Origin of the sequence: Pseudomonas azadiae, assembly GCF_019145355.1 — a bacterium.
Taxonomy (GTDB): domain Bacteria; phylum Pseudomonadota; class Gammaproteobacteria; order Pseudomonadales; family Pseudomonadaceae; genus Aquipseudomonas; species Aquipseudomonas azadiae.
Map to the genome: position 1 here is coordinate 1,458,087 of NZ_JAHSTY010000001.1, position 25,764 is coordinate 1,483,850.

Annotated in this window: 25 protein-coding genes; 10 read left to right on the forward strand and 15 right to left on the reverse strand. The window is 59.6% G+C overall.

What is annotated here, in order from left to right:
- The first annotated feature begins 56 nt into the window (after positions 1-56).
- The 4 genes from KVG91_RS06610 to KVG91_RS06625 all read left to right on the forward strand — a co-directional run bounded on the left by KVG91_RS06610 (position 57) and on the right by KVG91_RS06625 (position 3,836).
- Positions 57-689, forward strand: coding sequence for a glutathione S-transferase family protein (locus tag KVG91_RS06610; protein ID WP_169378816.1), 633 nt, complete (start codon positions 57-59; stop codon positions 687-689).
- A gap of 87 nt (positions 690-776) precedes the next feature.
- Complete coding sequence (locus KVG91_RS06615) at positions 777-2,192, forward strand: MFS transporter (RefSeq protein WP_169378815.1); 1,416 nt, start codon at positions 777-779, stop codon at positions 2,190-2,192.
- 133 nt (positions 2,193-2,325) lie between these two features.
- Positions 2,326-2,823, forward strand: a complete 498-nt coding sequence (locus tag KVG91_RS06620) for a hypothetical protein (protein ID WP_169378814.1) — start codon at positions 2,326-2,328, stop codon at positions 2,821-2,823.
- Between the two features lie 599 nt (positions 2,824-3,422).
- A complete protein-coding gene (locus KVG91_RS06625; RefSeq protein WP_169377871.1) occupies positions 3,423-3,836 on the forward strand; it encodes a GNAT family N-acetyltransferase in 414 nt (137 codons plus the stop codon).
- 123 nt (positions 3,837-3,959) lie between these two features.
- On the opposite strand, the gene def is transcribed toward KVG91_RS06625, so the two are convergent.
- From def to KVG91_RS06640, 3 genes are all read right to left on the reverse strand, one after another.
- Positions 3,960-4,499 carry a peptide deformylase gene (def, locus tag KVG91_RS06630; protein ID WP_169377870.1) on the reverse strand — a complete coding sequence of 180 codons (540 nt, stop codon included), beginning with the start codon at positions 4,497-4,499 and terminating at the stop codon, positions 3,960-3,962.
- Complete coding sequence (locus KVG91_RS06635; protein ID WP_169377869.1) at positions 4,496-5,452, reverse strand: YihY/virulence factor BrkB family protein; 957 nt, start codon at positions 5,450-5,452, stop codon at positions 4,496-4,498. Before KVG91_RS06635 ends, def begins: the two co-directional genes overlap by 4 nt.
- A gap of 177 nt (positions 5,453-5,629) precedes the next feature.
- Positions 5,630-5,815 (reverse strand): CsbD family protein, encoded by a 186-nt coding sequence (locus KVG91_RS06640; RefSeq protein WP_057023849.1) that lies wholly within the window; start codon positions 5,813-5,815, stop codon positions 5,630-5,632.
- A gap of 200 nt (positions 5,816-6,015) precedes the next feature.
- On the opposite strand from KVG91_RS06640, the gene KVG91_RS06645 reads away from it, so the two are divergent.
- Positions 6,016-6,393 (forward strand): hypothetical protein, encoded by a 378-nt coding sequence (locus KVG91_RS06645; protein WP_169377868.1) that lies wholly within the window; start codon positions 6,016-6,018, stop codon positions 6,391-6,393.
- Positions 6,394-6,647: 254 nt separating this feature from the next.
- Here the strand turns inward: KVG91_RS06645 and KVG91_RS06650 are convergent, their stop codons facing one another.
- The 3 genes from KVG91_RS06650 to fadD2 all read right to left on the reverse strand — a co-directional run bounded on the left by KVG91_RS06650 (position 6,648) and on the right by fadD2 (position 12,047).
- Positions 6,648-8,072: an IS1182 family transposase gene (locus KVG91_RS06650; RefSeq protein WP_217894880.1), complete on the reverse strand. Its 1,425-nt coding sequence runs from the start codon at positions 8,070-8,072 to the stop codon at positions 6,648-6,650.
- A gap of 99 nt (positions 8,073-8,171) precedes the next feature.
- Positions 8,172-9,863 carry a long-chain-fatty-acid--CoA ligase FadD1 gene (gene fadD1 / locus KVG91_RS06655; RefSeq protein ID WP_169376303.1) on the reverse strand — a complete coding sequence of 564 codons (1,692 nt, stop codon included), beginning with the start codon at positions 9,861-9,863 and terminating at the stop codon, positions 8,172-8,174.
- Between the two features lie 495 nt (positions 9,864-10,358).
- Positions 10,359-12,047, reverse strand: coding sequence for a long-chain-fatty-acid--CoA ligase FadD2 (gene fadD2, locus KVG91_RS06660; RefSeq protein ID WP_169376302.1), 1,689 nt, complete (start codon positions 12,045-12,047; stop codon positions 10,359-10,361).
- 232 nt (positions 12,048-12,279) lie between these two features.
- Between fadD2 and KVG91_RS06665 the strand changes: the two genes are divergently transcribed.
- Together KVG91_RS06665 and KVG91_RS06670 are read left to right on the forward strand one after the other, a co-directional pair.
- On the forward strand, positions 12,280-13,224 hold the full coding sequence (locus KVG91_RS06665) for an alpha/beta hydrolase (RefSeq protein WP_169376301.1): 945 nt from the start codon (positions 12,280-12,282) through the stop codon (positions 13,222-13,224).
- 56 nt (positions 13,225-13,280) lie between these two features.
- Positions 13,281-13,751, forward strand: a complete 471-nt coding sequence (locus KVG91_RS06670) for a MaoC family dehydratase (RefSeq protein ID WP_169376300.1) — start codon at positions 13,281-13,283, stop codon at positions 13,749-13,751.
- A 136-nt stretch (positions 13,752-13,887) separates the two neighbouring features.
- On the opposite strand, the gene KVG91_RS06675 is transcribed toward KVG91_RS06670, so the two are convergent.
- A complete protein-coding gene (locus KVG91_RS06675) occupies positions 13,888-14,355 on the reverse strand; it encodes a ferritin-like domain-containing protein (RefSeq protein ID WP_169376299.1) in 468 nt (155 codons plus the stop codon).
- Between the two features lie 205 nt (positions 14,356-14,560).
- Between KVG91_RS06675 and KVG91_RS06680 the strand changes: the two genes are divergently transcribed.
- Together KVG91_RS06680 and KVG91_RS06685 are read left to right on the forward strand one after the other, a co-directional pair.
- The gene (locus tag KVG91_RS06680; RefSeq protein ID WP_076949988.1) at positions 14,561-14,797 is read left to right on the forward strand and encodes a DUF3820 family protein; all 237 of its coding nucleotides are present in this window, start codon (positions 14,561-14,563) and stop codon (positions 14,795-14,797) included.
- A 10-nt stretch (positions 14,798-14,807) separates the two neighbouring features.
- The gene (locus tag KVG91_RS06685; protein WP_169376298.1) at positions 14,808-15,983 is read left to right on the forward strand and encodes an aminotransferase class V-fold PLP-dependent enzyme; all 1,176 of its coding nucleotides are present in this window, start codon (positions 14,808-14,810) and stop codon (positions 15,981-15,983) included.
- A 204-nt stretch (positions 15,984-16,187) separates the two neighbouring features.
- On the opposite strand, the gene KVG91_RS06690 is transcribed toward KVG91_RS06685, so the two are convergent.
- Genes KVG91_RS06690 through zwf form a run of 3 tightly spaced genes read right to left on the reverse strand, consistent with a single transcriptional unit; the run spans position 16,188 to position 19,037 of the window.
- The gene (locus KVG91_RS06690) at positions 16,188-16,853 is read right to left on the reverse strand and encodes a bifunctional 4-hydroxy-2-oxoglutarate aldolase/2-dehydro-3-deoxy-phosphogluconate aldolase (RefSeq protein ID WP_169376297.1); all 666 of its coding nucleotides are present in this window, start codon (positions 16,851-16,853) and stop codon (positions 16,188-16,190) included.
- Between the two features lie 17 nt (positions 16,854-16,870).
- Positions 16,871-17,584 (reverse strand): 6-phosphogluconolactonase, encoded by a 714-nt coding sequence (pgl, locus tag KVG91_RS06695; RefSeq protein WP_169376296.1) that lies wholly within the window; start codon positions 17,582-17,584, stop codon positions 16,871-16,873.
- The gene (gene zwf / locus KVG91_RS06700; protein ID WP_169376295.1) at positions 17,571-19,037 is read right to left on the reverse strand and encodes a glucose-6-phosphate dehydrogenase; all 1,467 of its coding nucleotides are present in this window, start codon (positions 19,035-19,037) and stop codon (positions 17,571-17,573) included. Before zwf ends, pgl begins: the two co-directional genes overlap by 14 nt.
- A 220-nt stretch (positions 19,038-19,257) precedes the next feature.
- Here zwf and KVG91_RS06705 point away from each other — a divergent pair, with 220 nt between their 5' ends.
- Entirely contained in the window at positions 19,258-20,118 is an 861-nt protein-coding gene (locus tag KVG91_RS06705; protein ID WP_170039859.1) for a MurR/RpiR family transcriptional regulator, read from the forward strand.
- Between the two features lie 180 nt (positions 20,119-20,298).
- Here the strand turns inward: KVG91_RS06705 and KVG91_RS06710 are convergent, their stop codons facing one another.
- From KVG91_RS06710 to KVG91_RS06730, 5 genes are all read right to left on the reverse strand, one after another.
- On the reverse strand, positions 20,299-21,144 hold the full coding sequence (locus KVG91_RS06710) for a D-hexose-6-phosphate mutarotase (RefSeq protein WP_169376294.1): 846 nt from the start codon (positions 21,142-21,144) through the stop codon (positions 20,299-20,301).
- A 227-nt stretch (positions 21,145-21,371) separates the two neighbouring features.
- Complete coding sequence (locus KVG91_RS06715) at positions 21,372-22,718, reverse strand: carbohydrate porin (RefSeq protein WP_169376293.1); 1,347 nt, start codon at positions 22,716-22,718, stop codon at positions 21,372-21,374.
- Positions 22,719-22,803: 85 nt separating this feature from the next.
- Positions 22,804-23,964 (reverse strand): ABC transporter ATP-binding protein, encoded by a 1,161-nt coding sequence (locus tag KVG91_RS06720; RefSeq protein ID WP_169376292.1) that lies wholly within the window; start codon positions 23,962-23,964, stop codon positions 22,804-22,806.
- A gap of 2 nt (positions 23,965-23,966) precedes the next feature.
- Entirely contained in the window at positions 23,967-24,812 is an 846-nt protein-coding gene (locus KVG91_RS06725; protein ID WP_076949696.1) for a carbohydrate ABC transporter permease, read from the reverse strand.
- On the reverse strand, positions 24,805-25,713 hold the full coding sequence (locus tag KVG91_RS06730) for a carbohydrate ABC transporter permease (RefSeq protein WP_169376291.1): 909 nt from the start codon (positions 25,711-25,713) through the stop codon (positions 24,805-24,807). Before KVG91_RS06730 ends, KVG91_RS06725 begins: the two co-directional genes overlap by 8 nt.
- Positions 25,714-25,764 lie beyond the last annotated feature (51 nt).

Here is a 25,764-nt window from a genome sequence, read left to right on the forward strand (position 1 = left end):
GCTTAACCACCACGGCGCCTGCTAGATTGGCTGCTCTCAAATGCCAGGAAAGCACCATGGGACACTCACTGAAAATCTTGGGCCGCGCCTCTTCCATCAACGTGCGCAAAGTCCTCTGGACCTGCCAGGAACTGGGCATCGACTATGTGCGCGAAGACTGGGGCATCGGCTTCAAGCCCACCCAGTCTGCCGAATTCCTCGCGCTGAACCCCAATGCCCAGGTGCCGGTGCTGATCGACGATCATGGCGTGCTGTGGGAGTCCAATACCATCTGCCGCTACCTTGTCGGCCTCTACCAACGCCACGACTTGCTGCCCGCCGAACCCGCGCCACGCGCGCAGGTCGAGCAATGGATGGACTGGCAAGCCACCGAACTCAACCGCGCCTGGGGCGACGCCTTCCCGGCCTTGGTGCGCAACAATCCGGATGGCCTGGACACAGCGCAAATAGCCGCCGCCGTGCAGGTCTGGAACGACAAGATGGGCATTCTGGAACAGCAACTTGCGCGCACTGGCGCCTATGTGGCCGGCGATGAATTCACCCTAGCCGACATCCTGATCGGCCTCTCGGTGCACCGCTGGCAGATGACTCCCATGCAGCGCCCGTCCTACCCGGCCGTTGCGGCGTATCACCAGCGCTTGAGCCAGCACAAAGGCTTCCAGACCTTCGCCCTCGACGGTCACAACTGAAAAGAATAGCGGCACGCGTTAAGCTGTAAGCAAATGTGTTTAGCTTGGCGCTGAACACCTGATACTTACCGCTGACAAAGGTCCACCATGTCGATACTCACCGCCTCTCCCACGGACGGCATCGACCCGATCCGTGCCGCCCATATCAGCGCACGCATCGACCGCCTGCCCGCCGTCGCTACGGTCTGGCGCCTGGTGGCGCTCTTGTCGATTGGCGGTTTTTTCGAACTGTATGACCTGTTCCAGACCGCTTACATCAGCCCTGGCCTGATCAGCGACGGGATTTTTCACACGGGCAGCCAAGGCGTATTTGGCTTCTCCGACCAGGCGGCGTTCGCCTCCGCGACCTTCCTGGGCCTGTTTCTCGGCGCAAGCCTGCTCAGCCCCATCGCCGACCGCTTCGGGCGCCGGGCGATCTTCACCTTCGCGCTGATCTGGTACACCGTGGCCACGGTGTTGATGGGCATTCAGACGTCCGCCCTGGGCATCATCTGCATGCGCTTTCTGGTGGGCATCGGGCTGGGCATCGAGCTGGTGACCATCGATGCCTACCTCTCGGAACTGGTGCCCAAGCGCATGCGCAGCTCGGCGTTTGCCTTTGCGTTTTTTATCCAGTTTCTGTCGGTGCCGACGGTGGCGTTGATGTCGTGGTGGCTGGTACCGCAGGCGCCGTTCGGGGTCTCTGGTTGGCGTTGGGTGGTGCTAAGCAGTGCGGTGTTTGCGCTTTTTATCTGGCAACTGCGCACGCGCCTGCCGGAATCACCGCGCTGGCTCGCGCAAAAGGGCCGTTTCGAGCAAGCCGATGCAATCATGGACAACCTGGAGGCGCGCTGCCTGAAGGATCACGGCAAGCCCTTGGATGCCCCCGAACCCGAAGCTGTCAACGTGCAGGGCAGCGGCCGCTTTGCCGATATCTGGCAACCGCCCTACCGCCGCCGCGCACTGATGCTGATCGTGTTTCATGTGTTCCAGGCCATTGGCTTTTTCGGCTTCGGCAACTGGCTGCCGGCGCTCTTGTCGGGCCAAGGGGTCAGCGTGACCCACAGCTTGCTCTACGCCTTCATCATCACCCTGGCCTACCCGCTGGGGCCGCTGCTGTTTGTGAAGGTGGCCAATCGCTTTGAAAACAAATGGCAGATCGTCGGCTCGGCCCTGGGCGCGGTGATCTTCGGCAGCCTGTTTGCCCTGCAAACCACGGCGGTAGGACTGGTGTTCTGCGGGGTGATGATCACCTTCTGCAACGCCTGGCTGAGTTTCAGTTATCACTCGTATCAAAGTGAACTGTTCCCCACCAATATCCGCGCACGGGCGGTAGGCTTCTGCTATTCATTCAGCCGCTTGTCCACGGTGTTCAGCAGCCTGTTGATCGGCTTTATCCTCGAACACCTGGGCACACCGGGCGTGTTGGCGTTCATTGCCAGCAGCATGTTGATCGTGATGATCACCATCAGTTGGTTCGGGCCGCGTACGCGTAACCTGGCGCTGGAAAATATCGCCCATTGACGGCAAGGGTTGGCCGCCGGCGGGACAGTTCTTGCCGCAACGGCCAGCCCACCCCCCGTAAAGCCTGGCACTTGGGCACCGGCATGTTATTTGCTCAAGCTCTGTCACCGTACATTTCCCCAGGTGACCGATCATGCTGGTTAACAACAACACCCAAGCCATGTCGACCGTGCAACAGATCAAGCGGCCCGACATGGACCCGGCCAACGCCGCCGCCAGCACCCTGTACAGCGGTGCCCTGCAGGCGGTGCAGCAAAGCGTGACCGTGCCGACCGCGCAAAAGGACTTGGACAAGGCCACCGGTCGTATCGATGAGGCCTTCGCCAAGACCCGCGTACAGTTGCAGACCACGGCATCGAGCGTTGATACACCGGCGACCAATGCAGCCTCGGGAACGCGCTCGGAATTTACCGACTACATGAGCAAGACGCCGGCAGAGCGGATTCGTGAGCAGTTACTCAAGGAGCAGGGCTTGACCGAGGCAGCCGTGCAGAACATGTCGCAGCAACAGCAGGACGCGATTTCCAAGCAAGTGGCTGAACGGTTGAAGCAGCAGCAGGAGCAGCAGGTAGCGGCTAAAACCACCGACCCGCAGGCGCAGGCGGTGAAAGAAACCCTGGCTGCGATCTAGGCCCGCGCGTTGATCAGAGGTGAACACTGGCTTGTGTGGAAGCTGGCTTGGCTGCGATGCAGACGCCCCGGTAGTTGGATGTACCGAGGTGATGCCATCGCAGCATAGGTATCTACACATCTTTTTTGAGGGCATGCGAGCATCTGTAGTGAGCGGGCTTGTCCCGCGCTGGGCTGAAGCGGCCCCAAACCAGGCGACCTGGATTTATCTGGAACTCGGCGGCGTCTTTATTGGGGCGGCTTCGCCACCCAGCGCGGGACAAGCCCGCTCACTACCAAGATGTGTAGATACCTTTGGCCATCGCAGGCAAGCCAGCGCCCACATTGAGCGGGTTACCAGACTCAGAAGGTGTTGGCTGCAACTGCAAGGTTAAGGGTCTTAGTGCCCGAACAGGCCTGCCTCGGATTTCTTGGTTTTTTTGTCCGCGCGTTTTTCATCGGCGGTCTTTGCCGGTTTTTTCTTCGCGGCTTTCTTTGAATCCATACCTTTGGCCATGATGCGTACTCCACTAACGGGGGATGAAGCACTGGGTATAACACCTATTGCCCGGCGCAAGGCGCTTATAATCCCCGGCCCTTGATAACGCCTACTTGAGCACCATGCCTGAATTGAATATCGAACCGCTCGCAGAGCCCCTGTGGCCGCTGCTGAACAAGTTTTACCGCAGCCATAATTCATCGATGAAGGCGCTCAAGGGCGGGCGTTTGTGGGTGGCGCGCGACGGCGGAATCGTCGCCGGGTTATGCCTGACGCCGGTGGTGGGCGGGCAGTGGCTGACCGGCGTGTTTGTAGATCCTGCCTATCGCGGCCAGGGGCTGGCGGCGCGGTTGATCGGCGAGGCGGTGGCCAATGTGGACGGCACGGTCTGGTTGCTGTGCCATCCTGACCTGGAGAGCCTGTATCAGCGCATGGGGTTTTCCCAGGATACCGTGTTGCCGCAATCCCTCAGCGAACGGTTGGTGCGTTACAGGCGTAATAAGCCGATGATTGCGATGGGTTTTGGACCAGGCTGAACACAAAACCAATGTGGGAGCTGGCTTGCCTGCGATAGCGGTATATCAGCTACAACAAGGCTGCCTGTACCACCGCTATCGCAGGCAAGCCAGCTCCCACAATTGACCGCGTATTGTCAGAGGTTATTCGTCCAGGGCTGGATCCAGCTCCGGAAACATCACGTCGATAAACCCGAACTTGCTGAAATCGGTAATCCGCGACGGGTAGAGCCGGCCGATCAGGTGGTCGCACTCGTGCTGCACCACCCGCGCGTGGAAGCCGTCGGCGAAACGCACGATAGGTTCACCCTTCGGATCGAAGCCTTCGTAACGAATCTGCTGGTAACGGTCCACGGCGCCCCGCAGGCCGGGCACGGACAGGCAACCTTCATAGCCCTCTTCGAGCACCGGGCTCAGTGGCGTGATCAGCGGGTTGATCAGGATCGTCTGCGGCACCGGCGGCGCGTCCGGGTAGCGTTCACTGGCCTCGAAACCGAAGATCACCAATTGCAGGTCAACACCGATCTGCGGTGCGGCCAGGCCAACGCCGCCCACATGTTCCATGGTCTGGAACATGTCATCGATCAGTTGCCACAGCTCGGGGCTGTCGAACATTTCGGGCGGAACCGGTGGCGCGATACGCAGCAGGCGTTCGTCGCCCATTTTCAGGATTTCACGGATCATCGGTCAGGCTCAGAGGGGTTGGTCTTGAGGGAATGGTCTCGGGCCAGGCCGGAGACGTGCTGCTTTTCCATGGGTTCAGGTTCATCGATGTGCTTGTCACCCGCGTCCTTGCCCTCGGCCGACATGTGCTCGATGACGGCATTCATTTCAGCGCCCAGCAATAGCACGGCGGCCGAAATATAGAAGTACAGGAGCAACACAATGATCGCGCCGATACTGCCATACATGGCGTTGTAGTCGGCAAAGGTTTTGACGTAGTAGCCAAAACCCAGGGACGCGACGATCCAGACCACCACCGCCAGCACCGAGCCAGGGGTGATAAAGCGAAACTCCTGCTCGACGTCCGGCATCACGTAGTACATGAGGGCCACGGCAAACATCAGCAGAATCACGATCAACGGCCAGCGCACGATCGTCCACAGGGTAACCATGAATTCCTGCATGCCGATCTGCGCGGCGATCCATTCCATCACCTGCGGGCCAAGCACCATCAGCGCAGCGGCGGCCAACAGCATCCCGGCAATGCCAACGGTGTAGAAAATCGACAGCGGAAAGCGCTTCCAGATTGGCCGGCCCTCGACCACATCGTAGGCCGCGTTCATCGCGCTCATCATCAGGCGCACGCCGGCAGACGCCGTCCACAATGCAATTACGATACCCACCGACAGCAGGCCACCCTTGGATTGCTGCAACTGATCGATCACCGGGTTGACCTGCTCCAGCGCCTGGGGCGGCAACACCAGCTCGGACTGCAGGCGCAGCCACGTGAAGAAGTCCGGCAAGTGCAGGAAACCGATCAGGGCAATCAGGAACAGCAGGAAGGGAAACAGCGAGAACAGCATCTGGTAGGCCAGCGCCGAGGCGTAGGTGGGCATTTCGTCATCTAAAAATTCGGTGACGGTGCGCACCAGTACTTTGTGCAGCTTGAGACCATCGAGTACGGGGAAAATCATAGCGTCTCCTTTCGCCGCAAAAGGTTGAGTTCGGGCGACTCAGGGGCCGTTTTCTACATCAAAGTAGCCCATTTGGCGACTTTGAAACAATTACGAAAGTTTAGTTGCACAAGCGCAGACAAAAACGGCCATCCGTGGATGGCCGTCGGGCTGCTGGGGTGAGCCAGCCGAAGCGCCTTATTCGGTCGCTTTTTTAACTGCATCCTTGGTCTTGCCTACTGCTTGCTGCGCTTCGCCTTTCTTTTCCTGGACCACGCCTTCGGCACGCAGTTTGTCGTTATCCGTGGCTTTGCCGACACCTTGCTTGACGTTGCCGGCGGCTTCGTTAGCCATGCCTTTTACCTTATCGGAAGTGCTGCCCATGGTATTACTCCTGATAACAATCAAATGGTTTTGGTCACTACGTAGCGGTGGACCTGAAGCGAAGCGCCAGAGTTTCAATTATTTTAAGGCGGGCATTTCATCGTCAGCGGCAGTTTGGGCTTTATGTTTTGCGGCCAACCCACGAGAATGCCCGGCACATTCAGGCTAAAACGCTGAATAACAGATCCCGTAGGAAGGTTATGAAACTCAATAAAGCACAGGCCATCGCCCGCAGAAACACCGAACTGGGCGGTGCCGTACTCGGCGTCAACAACTGCCACTTCACCGACCTGGACCCCAAACGCAACATCTGGTGGTTCGACCTGCCGCTGGGCCGTATCGCCGTGGGTCAGTTCGAGTGGGTCCATCTGTTGATGCACAACGCCGAGACCGACCAGTTACTGCACCTGAAGGTGCCGACCGTGTTCCTGCGTGAGAACGTTGAAGGGCTGGTGGTGCGCAATGCCGGCAAGCGCAAGCCTGAGATCACCCTGGAGCTGAGCGCCGATAAGGATTCGTTCCTCAAGGATGTGCGCCCGGCCGGTGCGGGAATCAGCTTTGCCCAATTCGCCCAGTAACCACTCGGTCAAAATGTGGGAGCTGGCTTGCCTGCGATGGCGGTGGGTCAGTCAGTGTGGGTTTGGCTGACACACCGCTATCGCAGGCAAGCCCGCTCCCACAGTGGATTGCATTTCAAGTCAGGCGATCTTCAGTGCCAAAAAAAAACCCGCTTTCCAGACTGTGTGAAAACACGCTGAAGGCGGCCTAAGCAAACGCCCCGACTTGTTCGGGGCGTTTGCTTTTGTGCAGGTAACAGGCGAAAAAAGGCTTTTCAGCCCATCAACTCCATCATTCGACGTACACCCAGCACATTGATCGCTCTTTTGAGGTTGTAGGCGCTCACTGCCAAGGCCATTTCCGCTCTTGCCCCCTCGCACTGTCGCAGCAGGAAGCGGCCGTTTCCAAACAGCCATTGCTTAAGGTTGCCGAAGGGGTGCTCAACGATTGACCTTCGGCTCACCATCATTTCGGGATTTGCCTGCATGCGCTGCTCCATTCGCTCGAAGGCTTCTTCATGGGCGTGGCGTGAGACGTATCGGCGCTGAGCGTCGGTGCATTGCCCTTTCAGTGGACAGTTGCTGCAGTCGCTGATAGCCGCATGGTAAATGCGCTCACCTTTATTCAGCTGTTTGAGCGTCAGCAGTTTGCCAGCAGGGCATCGGTACTGATCCTGCTGCGCATCGTAAGTAAAATCTTCTCGCTCGAAGAGTTCCTTCTCCTTGCTACGGGGGTTAACTGCTCGGTTGGGCGATACATACGCCGTAATGCCCGCCTCTTCACACGCCTGGAACTGCTTGCCATTGGAGTAGCCCGCATCGGCGGTCACGCTCAGTTCGCTCTGCTGCAACTGTTCTTTGGCAGCCTTGGCCATGGGCTCAAGTTGCTGCGTATCGTTGCCGTCTTGTGTCACGTCGTGATGCAGGATCAAGCAGTGTTCAGCGTCCACGGCGGTTTGTACGTTATAAGCCACCCGCGGGCCTTTGGGCGTGCGCATCATTCGGGCATCGCTTTCGCCGGTGTTGAACTGCTCGATCCCCATCGACTTCATCAGCGCCTGGCAGGTCAGGTTGTTCAGTTGCCGGGCTTCAAGTTGCTCCAGCGCTGTCTTGATGGCGCTACGGTCAATGGTTTCACCCGCTTCGGCTTTATCGGCCTCATCCAGTTCGGCCAGATATTGGACGATGCGCTTATCCAGCTTTTCCTGCTGGCGCTTAAGCTGTTTCACGTTCAGATGGCGCCGCGAAGAGGCTACCGCCTGAAATTTACTGCCATCAATGGCAACCAGGTCGCCAGTAATCAAACCGACCGTACGGCAGAACTGAACGAAGACCCGACACGTTGCACTGAACGCTTGTTTGTTGTCCTTGCGAAAGTCGGCAATGGTCTTGAAATCGGGTTTGAGGCGGTTGAGTAACCACATGACTTCGATGTTGCGCTGGCACTCGGCTTCGAGACGACGAGAGGAGCGGATACGCTGGAAATAGCCGTACAGATAGAGCTTGAGCTGATCTGCCGGATCGTAAGAGGGGCGGCCTGTGCTTTTGGGTACCGCCTTGTCGAACCCCAAGCGTATGAGATCGAGCTTGGCAACGAAGGCATCAATCACGCGAACGAGGTGATCCTCAGGGATTAAATCTTCCAGCGAAACCGGAAAAAGGCTGGTCTGATCGCGCGCTTGACCCTGGATGTAAGCCATAACAAAAATGCCCCGTATCTTTCGATACGGGGCATTCTCTTAAACCGCGACGCAGATTGCCAGGTTTTCACACAGTCTGTTTCGCGGGTTTTTTTTGGATTACTTTTTAAGACCAAGCTTCTTCAGTTCTTCATCGCGCAACTCACGCCGCAGTATCTTGCCCACGTTGGTGGTCGGCAACGCATCACGGAACTCCACGGACTTGGGCACCTTGTAGGCCGTGACGTTGGCACGCATATGCTCCATCACCTGCTCTTTGGTCAGGGTGGCGCCCGGCTTGACCACGATGAACAGCTTGATGTGCTCCCCGGACTTTTCATCCGGCACGCCGATCGCGGCGCACTGCAGCACGCCAGGCAGGCCTGCCAGTACGTCTTCCAGTTCGTTGGGGTACACGTTGAAGCCCGAGACCAGGATCATGTCTTTCTTGCGGTCGACAATGCGCATGTAACCGTCGGGCTGGATGATCGCGATGTCGCCGGTCTTCAGCCAGCCTTCGCTGTCGAGCATCTCGTCGGTGGCGTCCTGGCGCTGCCAGTAGCCTTTCATGACCTGCGGGCCCTTCACGCACAGCTCGCCGGTTTCTCCCAGCGCCAGTTCGGTGCCGTCGTCGGCGATGACTTTACACACGGTGGACGGCACCGGAATGCCGATGGTGCCGATCTGGATATGCTGGATCGGGTTCACGGTGGCCACCGGGCTGGTTTCGGTCATGCCGTAGCCTTCGCAGATACCGCAACCGGTCACGGCTTTCCAGCGCTCGGCCGCCGCCAGTTGCAGGGCCATGCCGCCCGACAGCGTGACTTTGAGCGCGGAGAAGTCCAGCTTGCGGAACGCCTCGTTATTGCACAGCGCCACGAACAGGGTGTTCAAGCCGACAAAGCCGCTGAACTTCCACTTCGACAGTTCCTTGACCATCGCCGGCAGGTCGCGCGGGTTGCTGATCAGGATGTTGTGGTTGCCGATCAGCATCATCGCCATGCAGTGAAAGGTGAACGCGTAGATGTGGTACAGCGGCAACGGCGTGATGAGGATCTCGCACCCTTCGTTGAGGTTGGACCCCATCAGCGCCTTGCATTGCAGCATGTTGGCGACCAGGTTGCGGTGGGTGAGCATCGCGCCCTTGGCTACGCCGGTGGTGCCGCCGGTGTATTGCAGCACGGCCACATCGCTGCTGGCCGGGCTGACCTCATTGACCGCCTGGCCATGGCCCTTGGCGAGTACGTCGTTGAACTTGATCGCCTTGGGCAAGTGGTACGCCGGGACCATTTTCTTCACGTACTTGATGACGCTGTTGATCAGCAGGCGCTTGAGCGGCGGCAACAGGTCGGCGACTTCGGTGACGATCACATGCTTGACGGCGGTCTTGGGCACGACCTTTTCCGCCAGGTGCGCCATGTTGGCCAGGCACACCAGGGCCTTGGCGCCGGAGTCGTTGAATTGATGTTCCATTTCCCGCGCGGTGTACAGCGGGTTGGTATTGACCACGATAAGACCGGCACGAATGGCACCGAACACGGCCACCGGGTATTGCAGGACGTTGGGCAGTTGCACCGCGATGCGATCGCCCGGCTGCAAGTCGGTGTGCTGTTGCAGGTACGCGGCGAAGGCGCCGGACAATTCGTACAGCTCACCGTAGGTGAGCGTCTTGCCCAGGTTGCTGAAAGCCGGTTTGTTGGCGAAGCGCTGGCAGGATTGCTTCAATACCGCCTGAATATTCGGATACTCGTCTGGATTGATTTGTGCAGCAATCCCGGCGGGGTACTTATCCTTCCAAAAGTCTTCGTTCATGGAAAGCCCACTCCTCAGCGACGTCAGCGACGCGAATTCATCATCGCATTTGATGCGATTATTATTGGTGTATGTTTTTTTTAGGTGAATCCGGCGCTTTCAAGCAGGCCGAGACGTCACAAAGCGCGCCGAGAGTAGCAGCTTTGCCAAGGGCCGCCTAGAGCCAAACGAGGGCCCTACAGTCATAAACACGACTGTCCTACAATATTTGGTCACGCTTTAAAATCAAGGCGAAATGCCCCAGAAAAGGCTCTGGAGTAAGTCTTTCAGGGCGACATAGAAACAAATGTGGGAGCTGGCTTGCTTGCGAATGCGGTATGTAGTGAGCGGGCTTGCCCCGCGCTGGGTGGCGAAGCGGCCCCAATAAAAACAACGCCGATCTCCAGGTAGAACTGAGTCGCCTGATTTGGGGCGGCTTCGCCACCCAGCGCGGGGCAAGCCCGCTCACTACAGAGCAAGCCCGCTCCCACAGTTTGATTGCATTTCCATTCAGGGTCAGGCGATGTCGCGCAGCTCCCGCCGCAGGATTTTGCCCACCGGCGTCATCGGCAGCGAATCGCGCAACACAATATGCTTGGGCACCTTGTACCCGGTGAAGTTGGCTTTGCAGTACGCCTTCAACTCTTCAAGGCTGACGCCCTGAGCACGCGCCACCACAAACAGTTTCACCGCCTCCCCCGTACGTTCATCCGGCACGCCGATCACCGCGCAGTTGGCCACCGCCGGGTGCGCCATCACCACGTCCTCGATTTCGTTGGGGTATACATTGAAACCCGAGACGATGATCAGGTCTTTCTTGCGATCGACGATGCGCACAAACCCGTCGTCATCGATCACCGCGATGTCACCGGTCTTCAGCCATCCTTCGGCATCCAGCGCCTCGGCGGTGGCGGCGGGCTGCTGCCAGTAACCCTTCATCACCTGCGGGCCCTTGATGCACAGTTCGCCGCGCTCACCCAGGGCCAGCTCGACGCCTTGATCATCAATCACTTTCATCGCCGTGGCCGGTACAGGGATGCCAACGGTGCCGAGCCGGGATTTGTTCCCGTACGGGTTGGTGCTGGCCACCGGCGAGGTTTCCGTCAGGCCGTAGCCTTCGCCAATCGCGCAGCCGGTCATCTGCTCCCAGCGCTCGGCCGTGGCCTTGATCAGCGCGGTGCCGCCGGAGTTGGTGAGCTTGAGGTGGGAGAAATCCAAGGTCTTGAAGTCGGGGTGGTCCATCAACGCCACAAACAGCGTGTTAAGCCCCAGCAGCCCGGTAAAGCGCCACTTTTTCAACTCCTTGATGAACCCGCCGATGTCGCGCGGGTTAGTGATCAGCACGTTGTGGTTGCCGGAGACCATCATGCACATGCAGTTCGCCGTGAACGCATAGATATGGTACAGCGGCAGCGGCGCGATCATCACCTCCTGCCCTTCCTTGATCAGCGGATGGCCGTCTTCATCGGTCTGGGACATGCACGCGCGCACCTGTTGCATGTTCGCCACCAGATTGCCGTGGGTGAGCATCGCACCCTTGGCCAACCCTGTGGTGCCGCCGGTGTATTGCAGCACGGCGATGTCGTCGAGGGTCACCGGATGGCGGGTCACGCCCAGGCCCGCGCCCATGCGCAGCGCGCGCTTGAACGACACCGCGCGCGGCAGGTTGTAGGCCGGGACCATCTTCTTCACCTTGTCGACCAGGGTGTTGACCAGCCAGCCCTTGGCGGCGGACATGAAGTCGCCCATCCTGGCTTCGATCAGGTAGTCGATCTCGGTGTCGGTGCAGACTTCCTGTACCCGCGAACCGAACAGGTTTAGATAGACCAGCGCGCGCACGCCGGCGTCCTTGAATTGATGACGCATTTCGCGCGGGGTATAGAGCGGGTTGGTGTTGACCACGATCAGGCCGGCGCGCAGGGCACCGAACACGGCAATCGGGTAATGCAGGACGTTGGGCATCTGTACCGCGATGCGGTCGCCCGGCTTGAGGTCAGTGTGCTGCTGCAGGTACCCGGCGAACGCCGCGCTCTGGCGTTCAAGCTCGGCATAGGTCAGGGTGATTCCCATGTTGCTGAACGCCGGACGGTCGGCAAAGGCCTTGCAGGAGCGCTCGAAGACTTCGATCACCGACTTGTAGGCCGCCAGATCGATGTCGTTGGGAACGCCCGCTGCGCGTTTGTCATTCCAGAAACCAGGTTGCATTATTCTTGTCCTCTTACCTGAGTGTGTCCGGCCGCTGCAGCTGTAAACCTCTACAGCTATAAAAAGCGGAGCTTTGGGGACGTTAGCAGCTATGGCCAAACAGGCAAATACAGGAAAGCGCGTCATTGATTGCGTGAATCTTGCTACAAGGGCCTGCGCTGATCAGGCGCTTGCCGTGGGATGAGCTATACACTGCAACGACGCCGAGCCGATCTTGAGCAAAGGAACCGCCATGAACCACCGCGCCTTCTGGCTGACCGCGAACGACCGCAGCCGCCTGTACGTCAATCAATGGATGCCCGACGGCCCGGCCAAGGCGGTGGTGATGCTGTGCCATGGCATGGCCGAGCACAGCGGGCGCTATGCGCGCCTTGCCGCAGCCTTATGCGCCGCCGGCTACGGCCTGTATGCGCCGGACCAGCGCGGCCATGGCCGCACTGCCGATGAAGGCACCCTGGGCCTGTACGCCGAGAAGGATGGCTGGAACAAAGTGGTCGGCGACCTGGCCAGCCTCAACCAGCATATCGGCCAGCAACAGCCGGGGCTGCCGATTATTCTTCTGGGCCACAGCATGGGCAGTTATATCGCACAGGCCTACCTGCTGCACCACAGCGCCAGCCTGAATGGGGCGATTCTCAGCGGTTCGAATTTCCAGCCGGTGGCGTTGTACCGCGCAGCGCGGCTGATTGCGCGGGCCGAACGGCTGCGCCAGGGGTTGCGCGGGCGCAGTGCGCTGATCGAGCTCCTGTCGTTTGGCTCATTCAACAAGGCGTTCAAACCCAATCGCACCGCGTTTGACTGGCTCAGCCGCGACCCGGTGGAAGTCGACCGGTACATCGACGACCCGCTGTGCGGTTTCCGTTGCACCAACCAACTGTGGGTCGACCTGCTCGGCGGCTTGCAGCAAATCAGCAAAGCGTCCAATCTCGCCCAGATCGATCCGGGCCTGCCGATCCTGGTGATGGGCGGCGAATGTGATCCGGTGAGTGAGGGCAAGCGTCTCACCAGCCTGGCCCATGCACTGCGTGAAGCCGGCTGCCAGCACCTGCAACTGAATATCTACCCGCAGGCGCGCCATGAAGTGTTCAATGAAACCAACCGCGATCAAGTCACCGCGGACGTGCTGATGTGGCTCGACCAGGCGCTGACCCTGCGCAGGCCGGCCCATTGCGAATAACATTCCTTTAAAATCAGCTACTTAAATTACCGATTAGCCACAGGATGCACCTTTAGATGACCCAGGTAACCAACACCCCGTACGAAGCCCTCGAAGTCGGCCAGACCGCCAGCTACAGCAAGACCGTCGAGGAGCGCGACATCCAGCTGTTCGCCGCAATGTCCGGCGACCACAACCCGGTGCACCTGGATGCCGAGTACGCCAAGGCGACCATGTTCAAGGAGCGTATTGCTCACGGCATGTTCAGCGGTGCGCTGATCAGCGCGGCGGTAGCGTGCGAGTTGCCTGGGCCGGGCACGATTTATATCGGCCAGCAGATGAGTTTCCAGAAGCCGGTGAAAATCGGCGACACCCTGACCGTGCGCCTGGAAATCCTTGAGAAGCTGCCGAAGTTCCGCGTGCGCATTGCCACCCGCGTGTTCAACCAGCGGGATGAGCTGGTGGTGGATGGCGAGGCGGAGATCCTTGCGCCGCGTAAACAGCAGGTGGTGACGTTGACTCAATTGCCGCCGATCAGCATCGGCTGAGCCCGGCCTTCAAAAGTATGCAATACCAATGTGGGAGGGGGCTCGCCCCCGATTGCAGTGTGTCAGTCATTGAGATGTCGACTGATTCACCGCTATCGGGGGCAAGCCCCCTCCCACAGTTTTTACAGCACAGGGCTTACGACTGAGCGCGAGCCTGGTTACGCAGGGCTTTCACTTGGTCGTGGTTGCGTTGCACGCCATGGTACTGACGCTCGACCAGGTCACGAATGCCCAGCAGGTTGTGCTTGTTGATCTTCTCGATCGCTTCACGATAAGCCTTCAGTGCGTGGTCTTCACCGCGCTCGGCTTCGTTGAGCACCGCTTCTTCGTCTTTGCCGGTGACCATCGACTTCACGTCGACCCAGCCACGGTGCAGCGCGCCGGCCATGCTGCCGGAATCTTCCGGATCGCCACCCAAGGCACGCACGGCGGTTTTCAGCTCGGCGGCAGCGGTAGCGCAATCGGCGGAACGCTTGGCGAACAGCGCCTTGAGTTCAGGGTGCTTAATGTCTTCAGCGCACTCTTTGAAACCTTTCTCGCCATCGATGCTGGTCTCGATCAGGTCGTTCAGTACGGAGATCGATTCTTTGTTGATGTCAGTCATTTTTCAATTCCTTATGGGTTTTGAGGAAGGTTGCCTTAATGATTGCATCGCTCGTGCCAGCTTTTTCAGAATCATAAAAAGCTTTTATTTCAATGAGTTACGAATAATTGAACCATCTGTATGTGCGTTATTTGCATGATCTGTCATTTGGCCTTCATGCAGAATGCCTGTATTTTCCAAGACCTCACCTCCATTGCCCGACGCCATGAACCCCGAAAAGCTCGAATTGCTGATCACCCGCCAAATGCCCTTCGGCAAATACAAAGGACGGATCATCGCTGACCTGCCCGGTCCCTACCTGAACTGGTTCGCCCGTGAAGGCTTCCCCCACGGTGAATTGGGCGGTCTGCTGGCCTTGATGCAGGAAATCGACAGCAACGGCCTGTCTGAATTGCTGGAACCGCTACGCGCCAAACACGGCAAACCCGCCCCGCGTCATTGAGAGCTGCTCTATGCCAAGGAATGCAGATAACGAAGCCCACTGGCAGGCCATCGCCCAGCGCTATGACCTGGAACCCGGCCCGATCAACCTGGAAAACGGTTACTTCGGGCGCATGAGCCGTGCGGTACAGGCCCAGTACCTGGAGCAGGTTGCGTTTATCAACCGCAGTAACGCCGTGCATGTGCGCCAACGCTTCGAACAAGGTGAAAACCTCGAGATTCGTCGCCAGTTGGCGGAGTTGATCGCGGTCGACCCGGCGTGCGTGGCCTTCACCCGCAACGCGACCGAAGCCCTGCAATCGCTGATTCGCAACTACAACCGCCTGCAACCGGGCGACCAAGTGCTGATCAGCGATCTGGAGTACGACACGGTCAAAGGCGCGATGCGTTGGCTGGCAGGCTATCGCGGCGTGGAGGTGATCGAACTGTCCCACACGCACCCGGCCAGTTTCGACAGCCTGGTGCAGACCTATCGCGATGCCTTCGCGCAATACCCACGCTTAAAGCTGATGGCGCTCACCCACGTGACCCACCGCACGGGGCTGGTGATGCCCATTGCGGCGATTGCCGAGGCCGCGCGCGCGCAGGGCATTGATGTGACCCTCGACGGCGCCCACGCGCTCGGCCAGATCGAGTTCAACCTGGCCGAGCTGGGCATTCAGTTCGCCGGCTTCAACCTGCACAAATGGATCGGCGCACCGCTGACCCTGGGCTTTCTGTACATCGCCCCGGAGCGCCTGGGCGATATCGACCCGGACATGGGCGAGTTCCACTACCCCGCCACCGATGTGCGCGCACGCACCTCCTACAGCACGCCGAACTTTCCGGCGCTGATGACCTTGCCCTGGGTGTTTGAAGAACATCGGGAACTGGGTGGCGCGGCGGCCAAGGGTGCGCGGGTCAATTATCTGCGGGACAGGTGGGTGAGCCAGGTGCGCGCGTTGCCGGGGATTGAGGTGCTGACGCCGGATGATCCAAGGCTTTATTGCGGGATTACGGCGTTCAAGTTCACAGGGCGCAATCAGCAGGTGATGGTGGATCGGTTGTTGAATGAGCATGGCTTGTTTACCACGACACGCACGGGGGCGGCATTCGGCACCTGCATCCGGGTCACGCCGGGGCTGGTGACTTCGGCGGCAGACATTGATGTGCTGGTCGCGGCCATTACCCAGTTAAACACCGCTTAAACATGTGGGAGCTGGCTTGCCTGCGATAGCGGTGTATCAGTGAAAGATGTATCAACTGACACACCGCTATCGCAGGCAAGCCAGCTCCCACAGTTGGATGTGTGTTGATTTCAAGGTTTTCACCAGGCAAAAAAAAGCGGTACACCGACCAAGTGCACCGCAAAAATGCCGTTAAGCACAGCAACAACGATTCGGTGAATCAGATCAGTCCAGCAGCGCCAGCGCCTCGGCGGTGACTTCCTGGATACGTGCCCAGTCGCCGTTCTTGATCCATTCGGGGTCGAGCATCCAGCTACCGCCCACGCACATCACGTTTTTCAACGCCATGTAGCTCTTGATATTGGCCGGGCCAACGCCGCCGGTCGGGCAGAATTTCACTTCGCCGAACGGGCCGCCCAAGGCTTTGATGGCGGCGACGCCGCCGCTGACTTCAGCCGGGAACAGCTTGAAGCGGCGATAGCCCAGGCCGTAGCCTTCCATGATGCCGGAGGCATTGCTGATGCCCGGCAGCAGCGGAATCGGGCTGTGCACCGAGGCTTCCAGCAGGTCGCGGGTGATGCCCGGGGTCACGATGAATTGCGAGCCCGCGACTTCCGCCGCTTCGAGCATGTGACGGTCGAGCACGGTGCCGGCACCGGTGCACAGTTCAGGACGCTGCTCGCGCAGCACCTGAATGGCCTTGAGGCCGAACTCGGAACGCAGGGTCACTTCCAATGCGGTCAAGCCACCGGCTGCCAGGGCGTCGGCGAGCGGCAGGATGTCCTGTTCGCGGGCGATGGTGATCACCGGCAGGATCCGCGCCTTGGCGCAGAGGCTGTCGATCAGGGCAACTTTATCCGCCATGGACACGGTCGGGTGAGGGCTTTTCATAGCGGCTGATCCTTGGCTCATGGGCACCAGTAAATCTCTAATGTAGGTTGCAAAAACGCGCGAATCGGCATGGCGGCGACATCGTCACTCGCCAGCGCGGCGTTCAAGGTGGTCAGTTTCGAACTGCCGGAAATCGACAGGACGGTGTAGGTGGCCGTAGCCAGCAGTGCGCGACTCATGGTCAGGCGCTGGTGCGGCACGGTCGGCGCCAGCATCGGCCAGCAACGGCGGGTGCCGTCGGCCTGCAAGGCTTCAGCCAGGTTCGGGCTGTCGGGAAACAGCGATGCGGTGTGGCCGTCATCGCCCATGCCCAGCACCAGCACATCAATGGCTGGCAATTCGGCCAGCAGGCGATCGGCCTGCTCGGCAGCGTCTTCGAGGTTGGCCGCGGCGCTGTACAGGCTCAAGAATTTCGCCTTGGCCGCCGGACCTTGCAGCAAGTGTTGCTTCAACAGGCCGGCATTGCTGTCGGCGTGCTCCACCGGCACCCAGCGCTCATCGGCCAGGGTGATGGTGACCCTGGACCAGTCCAGGCCCTGCTTGGCCAGGTGCTGGAAAAACGCCACGGGGCTGCGGCCACCGGACACCACCAGGGTGGCCTCGCCACGGGCGCTGATAGCCCCGCGCAATTGCTCAGCCACATCATTGGCCAGCCCCTGCGCCAGCAGCGCGGGCGTAGGGTACTCATGGGCCGTCACGCCCTGAGGCAGTTTCAATTCAGATATCGCCATACCACGACCTCCCATCCCGCGTGATCAGTGCAATCGAGCTCATCGGCCCCCAGGACCCGGCCGCATACGGCTTGGGCGCATCACCGGATTTTTTCCACCCGGCGATCAACTGGTCACACCACTTCCACGCGGCTTCGATTTCATCTTTACGGACAAACAGGTTCTGATTGCCGTGCATCACTTCCAGCAGCAAGCGCTCGTAGGCATCCGGGATGCGCGCACTGCGGTAGGTGTCGGAAAAATTCAATTGCAGCGGCCCGCTGCGCAGTTGCATGCCCTTGTCCAGGCCTTGCTCCTTGGTCATCACCCGCAAGGAAATACCTTCGTCCGGCTGCAGGCGAATGATCAGTTTGTTGCTGATCTGCAGGCGCTGCTCGGGGGCGAAGATGTAGTGGGACGGTTCCTTGAAGTGGATGACGATCTGCGACAGCTTTTGCGGCATGCGCTTGCCGGTGCGCAGGTAGAACGGCACCCCGGCCCAACGCCAATTACGGATATCGGCACGCAGCGCGACGAAGGTTTCGGTGTCGCTCTGGGTGTTGGAATTCTCTTCTTCCAGGTAACCCGGCACCGCCTTGCCGGCGCTGTAGCCGGCGATGTACTGGCCGCGCACGACCTGGGTGGTCAGGCCATCCGGGCTGATCGGCGCCAGGGCCTTGAGCACCTTGACCTTCTCGTCGCGGATGCTGTCGGCGGACAGGTCGGCCGGCGGGTCCATCGCGATCAGGCAAAGCAGCTGCAGCAGATGATTCTGGATCATGTCCCGCAGTTGGCCGGCCTTGTCGAAGTAGCCCCAACGGCCTTCGATACCGACCTGCTCGGCCACAGTGATTTCCACGTGGGAGATGTAATTCTGGTTCCACTGGGTTTCGAACAGGCTGTTGGCGAACCGCAAGGCAATCAGGTTCTGCACCGTTTCCTTGCCCAGGTAATGGTCGATGCGGTAGGTGCGGTTCTCCGGGAAAAACTGCGCAACGGCGTCGTTGACCTTGCGCGAGGACTCCAGGTCCGAACCGATGGGTTTTTCCAGCACCACGCGGGTGTTTTCGGCCAGGCCGACCTTGGACAGGTTCTCGCAGATAGCGCCATAGACGGCCGCAGGCGTGGCGAAATAGGCAATCAGGCATTGCTCGGTGCCGGCGATTTCCGCCAGGGCCACGTAGTCGTCGGTTTTCATGAAATCGACGTGAACATAGGTCAGGCGCGCCAGGAACCGCTGGGCGATGGCTTCGTCCAGTTCCTTGCCTACGTAGGTGCGCAGGGCTTGCTCAATGTGGGCCAGGTGCTGCTGCTCGGAACCGGCTTCACGGGCCAGGGCCAGGATGCGCGTGTCGTCGTGCAGGAGCGCGGCGCCATCGAGGTGATAGAGGGCAGGAAATAACTTGCGCAGCGCCAGATCACCCAAGGCGCCAAAGAGGGCAAAGGTGCAGGGTTCGACGGTTATCGAAGGCATGATGTTTGTTCTTTTATCAAGTTAAGCTACAAATACCTTTTTTCAAGGCATCACTCAAGGAAAAATGTAGTAATAACCACAACATTTTCCCGAAATACGCATTCCGAGTGGTGGTGTTCAGCTACCCTCAGTAGGATAGGCCACCGCAAAAGACCATTCATCGATTGGTTGCCACCTTTTTATTTGCATCGTCGCCCGAAGGAAAGACTGAATGGACCGCGTGCGAAATCTTCTGGAACAGATCCGGAACCGCCTCGAAGAATTGAACAAGGCCGAGAAGAAAGTCGCCGAGGTCATCCTGCTCAATCCGCAGCAGGCAACCCGCTTCTCCATCGCCGCCCTCGCCCAGGCCGCGTCGGTCAGTGAGCCGACGGTCAACCGCTTCTGCCGTTCGTTCGGCGTCAGTGGTTACCCTGAACTTAAATTGCAGTTGGCGCAAAGCCTGGCCAGCGGTGCGGCGTATGTCAGCCGCGCGGTGGAGGCCGACGATAACCCCGAGGCCTACACCCAGAAGATCTTCGGCAGCGCCATCGCCTCACTGGACAGCGCCTGCCAGGCGCTGGACCCGGCCCTGATCAGCAAGGCCGTGGATTTGTTGATCCAGGCGCGGCAGATCCACTTCTTCGGCCTGGGCGCTTCGGCGCCGGTGGCGATGGATGCGCTGCACAAGTTTTTCCGTTTCAACCTGGCGGTGACGGCCCACGCCGACGTGCTGATGCAGCGCATGATCGCGTCAGTGGCGCATACGGGCGAGCTGTTCGTGATCATTTCCTACACCGGGCGTACCCGTGAGCTGGTGGAAGTGGCGCGTATCGCACGGGAAAATGGCGCGTCGGTACTGGGCGTCACCGCCGAGAATTCGCCGCTGGCCAAGGCCAGTACCGTGAGCCTGAACATTCCGCTGCCGGAAGACACCGACATCTACATGCCGATGACCTCGCGGATCATCCAGTTGACGGTGCTGGACGTGCTGGCGACCGGCATGACCTTGCGCCGCGGGGTGGATTTCCAGCCGCATCTGCGCAAGATCAAAGAGAGCTTGAATGACAGCCGGTATCCGGTTGGAGATGAGTTCAACTAAACCTGAGATCGCCTTGTAGTGAGCGGGCTTGTCGAATCGTCGCACCGCCCGCGCTGGGGGGCGAAGCCGCCCCAATAAGTCCGCCGCGCCGTATCAGTTAGAACACAGTGGCAGGTTTTAGGGCGGCTTCGCCCCCCAGCGCGGGGCAAGCCCGCTCACTACAAGCAAAGTGCCACAGCGTTAAGCCCCAGCCCGAGCCTGCAGACTCAGGTGCGCCCGCTCCCCCGGCGCCAGGCTCGCCCCCGCCATCGCCGCCTCCACGCACACAAACCCCGACGCCTCGTTGAAGCTCACCCCCAACAACGGCCGGCTGCCGGGGTGCCATACCACCGTGTCGGCAGTCTCGCCCGTATCGATGCACAGTTCCCGCTGCCAGGCATGGTCCTTGAGCTGCAATTCGCCGTCATGCTGGAACACCCGCTGGCAGCCGCCATCTACCCGCAATTCGCCTTCCTGCTGGCAAACCTGGCGATTGAGCTGATCGTAACCCTGCGCACCGTCGAGCCCAGACAGCGCTACCTCATCGACGTGACCAATACGCCAATACGCGTGCAAAGCATGGCTCAGCTGGCATGGCAACTCGTCTTGATGCTCGGTGCTCAGGCGCAGTTCAAGGGCTTCACCCAGATGCGCATGCAAGTCCACCTGCCAGTCGCACAACTGCAACTGCCAGTGCAGGCGCACACCGTCGTCGTCAGTGCTGCTGTCCAGCAGTTTCCAATCGATCAGCCGTGCCCAGCCATGGGAAGGCCATGCATTTTCGCTCGGGTGGCGGCCATACCACGGCCAGCACACCGGCACGCCGCCACGGATGGCGCCGACTTGTGGCCATTTGGCTGCACACCACAGCCAGGGTTTCTGACCACGGGGCTGGAAGTGCAAGAGCTGCGCGCCTTGGCGACTGAACACCGCTTGGCACAGCGGATGGTCAATCACCAACACATCACGCAACTGAAAGCGCTCCCAGGCGTACACCGGACGCTCGCGCAGGGATTTGAAAAAGCGTTGCAGCGGTTGCTCATGCATGTGCCACAGTCCTGAAAGTCATGTCGCTCAAATGCGCCCCACTGTAGGAGCGAGCTTGCTCGCGAATAACGCCAAGACACCGCGTACTTCCTGGATTCACGCGTCATCGTTGACGATTTCGCGAGCAAGCTCGCTCCTACAGGGAGGTGCCCTCGACCCAAAAAAAAGCGGATAGCCAGGGCTATCCGCAAAATGCGCACAGAGAGAAGGAGCTTATCGCAACAGCGTTAGAACGTAGACTGGATTTTCAGGCCAGCCACCAGCGCGTTGTCGACTTTGTCCACGCCGCCAGGTTGCACGACGTATTGCAGGTTGGGACGCACGGTCAGCCAGTTGGTGACGTGGAAGCCGTAGTTGATTTCGAAGTTGTACTCGGTTTCGCGGATCGGCGTGTACAGCGGGTTGTCGTAGTCGCTGACACCGTTGGCGGCGTTGCGCAGTTCCGAGTCTTCCTTCACGTCCTTGTTGACGTGCAGGCGCGCGGCACCAATGCCGACGTCATCTTTTGGACGCGCATCGAATGGGCCTTTGTACACCAGCATGATCGATTGATAGTTGTCGACCAGGTTGGTTTCCTTGTCGTGGAAGGTGGCGTTGGCAGCGATGTTCAGGCCACGCGTAGCGTCGCCGTTGTGCGTGGTGAGTTGCTGCTGCGCAACGAACCAGTAGCCTTTCTTGCTGCTGCGGGTGCGGTAAGCCGCGCCAGTGGTGGCCGCATCGTTGCCGTTGATGTCTTCACGGACATCGGAAGCATCGGCTGCGCTCTTGTAGTAACCCACGCGGTATTCGCCCGGCAGGTTATTCACCTTCGGCGACCAGACCAATTCCACCGGAATCACGGTGCCCTTGGTGCCACTGCCGCTGAGTTTGAAGCCGTTGCCGTGCTCCAACTGCGATGGGTTCTGGTTGTACGCACCGATTTGCGCATACAGCTCAGGCGTGATGTTGTACTTCACGCGGATGGCTGCCTGGCTGACCGGCCAGTTGTACCAGGTGTTCACGTAGTTACCGACCTGCGAGCCGCAGAACGACAGGTTCTGGAAGTCGCACGGGAAGGTGTTGAAGTCTTCGCCCTCACCGAAGTAACCCAGTTTCACATCCAGCTTGTTGTCGAACATCTGGTGCTGGATCCAGAACTGGGTCAGACGCACCATGTGGCCACGGCCATAGACTTCCATGGACGAACTCAGCGTGCCGGCACGTGGGTCGCCAATGCGGTCGTTGGAGATGTTCTGGCCATTACGGTTGGTGAACTGGATCTTGGCCTGGGTGTTGTCCCAGCCCCAGAGTTTTTGCAGGTCAAGCGCGACGCCCAGACCGAACTGGTCAGCGTAGCGACCGGTCTTGTCGTCGTTGTAACCGCCGTGGGCGTTGTAGCCCATTTCCCCGACGTAATCGGCCTTGATGTCGATACCCTGCTCGATCAGCTTGGTACGCTCACCGCCCCAATCGCCGGTCATCCACTTCGAATCAGCACTGAATGCATCGGCCGCCATCGCATTGGCGGACAGAACCAGGGCTGCTGCAGCTGTCATTTGGCAGATCAGCCGAGTGTTGTTGTGTTGCTTTTTCATCCCTACATCCTCGTCTTTATTGTTATTAAACTGTTTTTATCTAACGTGGTTTACATTTTTTATCTGAAACAACAACTTATCTGCTTCAGCGGCCTTTGAATTGGGCCACGTTATCGGCATGCCCCTGTGCGGGCAATGAGGAAGCAGTGCCCAGTCGCTCGCCTGTGTTGGCGTCGAACAGCAGTACCTTGGAAGGATCAAATTGCAACGTCAACGTCTCGCCCACTTGCGGCGCCACGTCGGGGGCCAGACGGCAGCATACCTTGGTGTCATTGAGCTGCACGAACACCAGGGTGTCCGGGCCGGTCGGCTCGGTGACCTGGACTTCGGCGCGAATGGCCGAGGCACTGTTGCCCTCGCCCGTCGCCAGCATGATTTGCTCCGGACGCAGGCCCAGGATCACGTCACGGTCTTCGAGCCCGGCGTCGCTCATGTTCAGCACCAGCTCGCAACGGGCCTGGCCGCTGTCGAGCAGGGCCACCAGGCGACCGTCCTTGCGTTGCAGGCGCAGGGGCACGAAGTTCATTGGCGGCGAGCCGATAAAGCTCGCCACGAACTGGTTGGCCGGGTTGTTGTAGATCTCTTTCGGCGTGCCGAACTGCTGGATGATGCCGTCCTTCATCACCGCGACTTTATCGCCCAGGGTCATCGCTTCGATCTGGTCGTGGGTCACGTAGACCGTGGTGGTCTTGAGACGCTGGTGCATCAGTTTCATTTCGGTGCGCATCTCGACGCGCAGCTTGGCGTCGAGGTTGGACAGCGGTTCGTCAAACAGGTAGATCTTGGGGCGACGCGCCAGGGCACGGCCCATCGCGACACGCTGTTGCTGGCCGCCGGAGAGCTGGCCCGGCTTGCGGTTGAGCAGGTGCTCGATCTGCAGCAGCTTGGCGACGCGCGCCACTTCGGCATCGATGTCGGCCTGGGGCATTTTGCGGATCTTGAGGCCGAACTCGATGTTCTCGCGCACGCTCATGGTCGGGTACAGCGCGTAGGACTGGAACACCATGGCGATGTCGCGGTCCTTGGGGCTCATGCCGCTCACATCCTGGTCACCGATCATGATCGCGCCGCCGGTGATGGTCTCAAGGCCGGCGATGCAGTTCATCAGCGTGGATTTGCCGCAACCCGAAGGGCCGACCAGGATCAGGAATTCGCCTTCCTTGATCGACAGTTCGATGTTCTTCAAGGTGTCGGGCAGGCCGGCGCCATAGGTCTTGTTTACATTGCGAAGTTCAAGCGTAGCCATGATTACCCCTTGACCGCGCCGGCCGTGAGGCCGCGCACGAAATACTTGCCTGCGATCACATAGACCAGCAGGGTCGGCAGCCCGGCGATCATCGCCGCCGCCATATCCACGTTATATTCCTTGGCCCCGGTGCTGGTGTTGACCAGGTTGTTCAGCGCCACCGTGATGGGCTGGGAGTCGCCGCTGGAGAACACCACGCCGAACAGGAAGTCGTTCCAGATCTGGGTGAACTGCCAGATCAGGCAGACCATGATGATCGGCGTCGACATCGGCAGAATGATCTGACGGAAGATGGTGAAGAAACCGGCACCGTCCAGGCGAGCCGCCTTGATCAGCGCATCCGGAATGCTCACGTAGTAGTTACGGAAGAACAGCGTGGTGAACGCCAGGCCGTAGACCACATGGACAAATACCAGGCCGGTGGTGGTGCTGGCCAGGCCCATCTTGCCCAAGGTGAACGACGCGGGCAGCAACACGGTCTGGAACGGCAGGAAGCAGCCGAACAGCAACAAGCCGAAAAACAACTGCGAACCGCGGAAGCGCCAGAACGACAGCACGTAGCCGTTCAACGCCCCGATGGCGGTGGAGATCAGCACGGCCGGAACGGTGATCTTGATCGAGTTCCAGAAGTAGCCGTCCACGGTGGCCCACGCCTTGACCCAGCCAATGCCGGTGACCACGGTCGGCCAGCTCAGCAGGTTGCCGGTGCTGATGTCTTCCGGGGTCTTGAAGCTGGTGAGCAGCATCACCACCAGTGGCACCAGGTACAGCAGCACCGCGAAGATCAGCACCGCGTAGATCGCGATGCGACTCAGGCTGATGGCAGGTTTGGAGGCGAGACTAGTCATTACGTTTGGTCCTCAGCTCGGAGTAGAGGTAAGGCACGATGATCGCGAGGATCGCACCGAGCATCAGGATTGCACTGGCCGAGCCCATGCCCATCTGGCCACGGCTGAAGGTGAACGAGTACATGAACATGGCAGGCAGGTCGGACGAATAGCCCGGGCCGCCGGCCGTCATTGCCGCCACCAGGTCGAAGCTCTTGATCGCAATGTGCGCCAAAATCATCACCGCACTGAAGAACACCGGACGCAGGCTTGGCAGCACCACGCTCCAGTAGATGCGCGGCAGACTCGCGCCGTCGATTTGCGCGGCGCGGATGATCGATTGGTCAACGCCACGCAGGCCGGCGAGGAACATGGCCATGATAAAGCCGGAAGCTTGCCATACGGCAGCGATCACCAGGCAGTAGACCACGCGGTCGGGGTCGATCAGCCAGTCGAGACGGAAGCCCTCCCAGCCCCAGTCACGCAGGAGTTTGTCCAGGCCCATGCCCGGGTTGAGCAGCCATTTCCAGGCGGTACCGGTGACGATCATCGAGAGCGCCATCGGGTACAGGTAAATGGTGCGGATAAAGCCTTCACGACGGATTTTCTGGTCGAGGAAGATCGCCAGTATCACGCCGATGACCAGGGTGATGCCGATGAACATCCCGCCGAAAACAGCCAGGTTCTTGCTCGCTACCCACCAGCGGTCGTTGTCGAACAAGCGCGCGTATTGCGCAAGGCCCGCCCATTTGTAAGTGGGCAGGAACGTGGAATTGGTGAACGACAGAACAAACGTCCACAGGATGTAGCCGTAGAAGCCCACCAACACGATGAACATGCTGGGCGCCAGCACCAGTTTGGGTAGCCAGCGCTGCAGTGCATCGAACGGCGAGGCTTTGCTGAACACAGCAACAGAACTCATGGGAAAATCCAGTACAGGGAAAAAGGACTACAGGGTAAGTCTCTTGCCGAG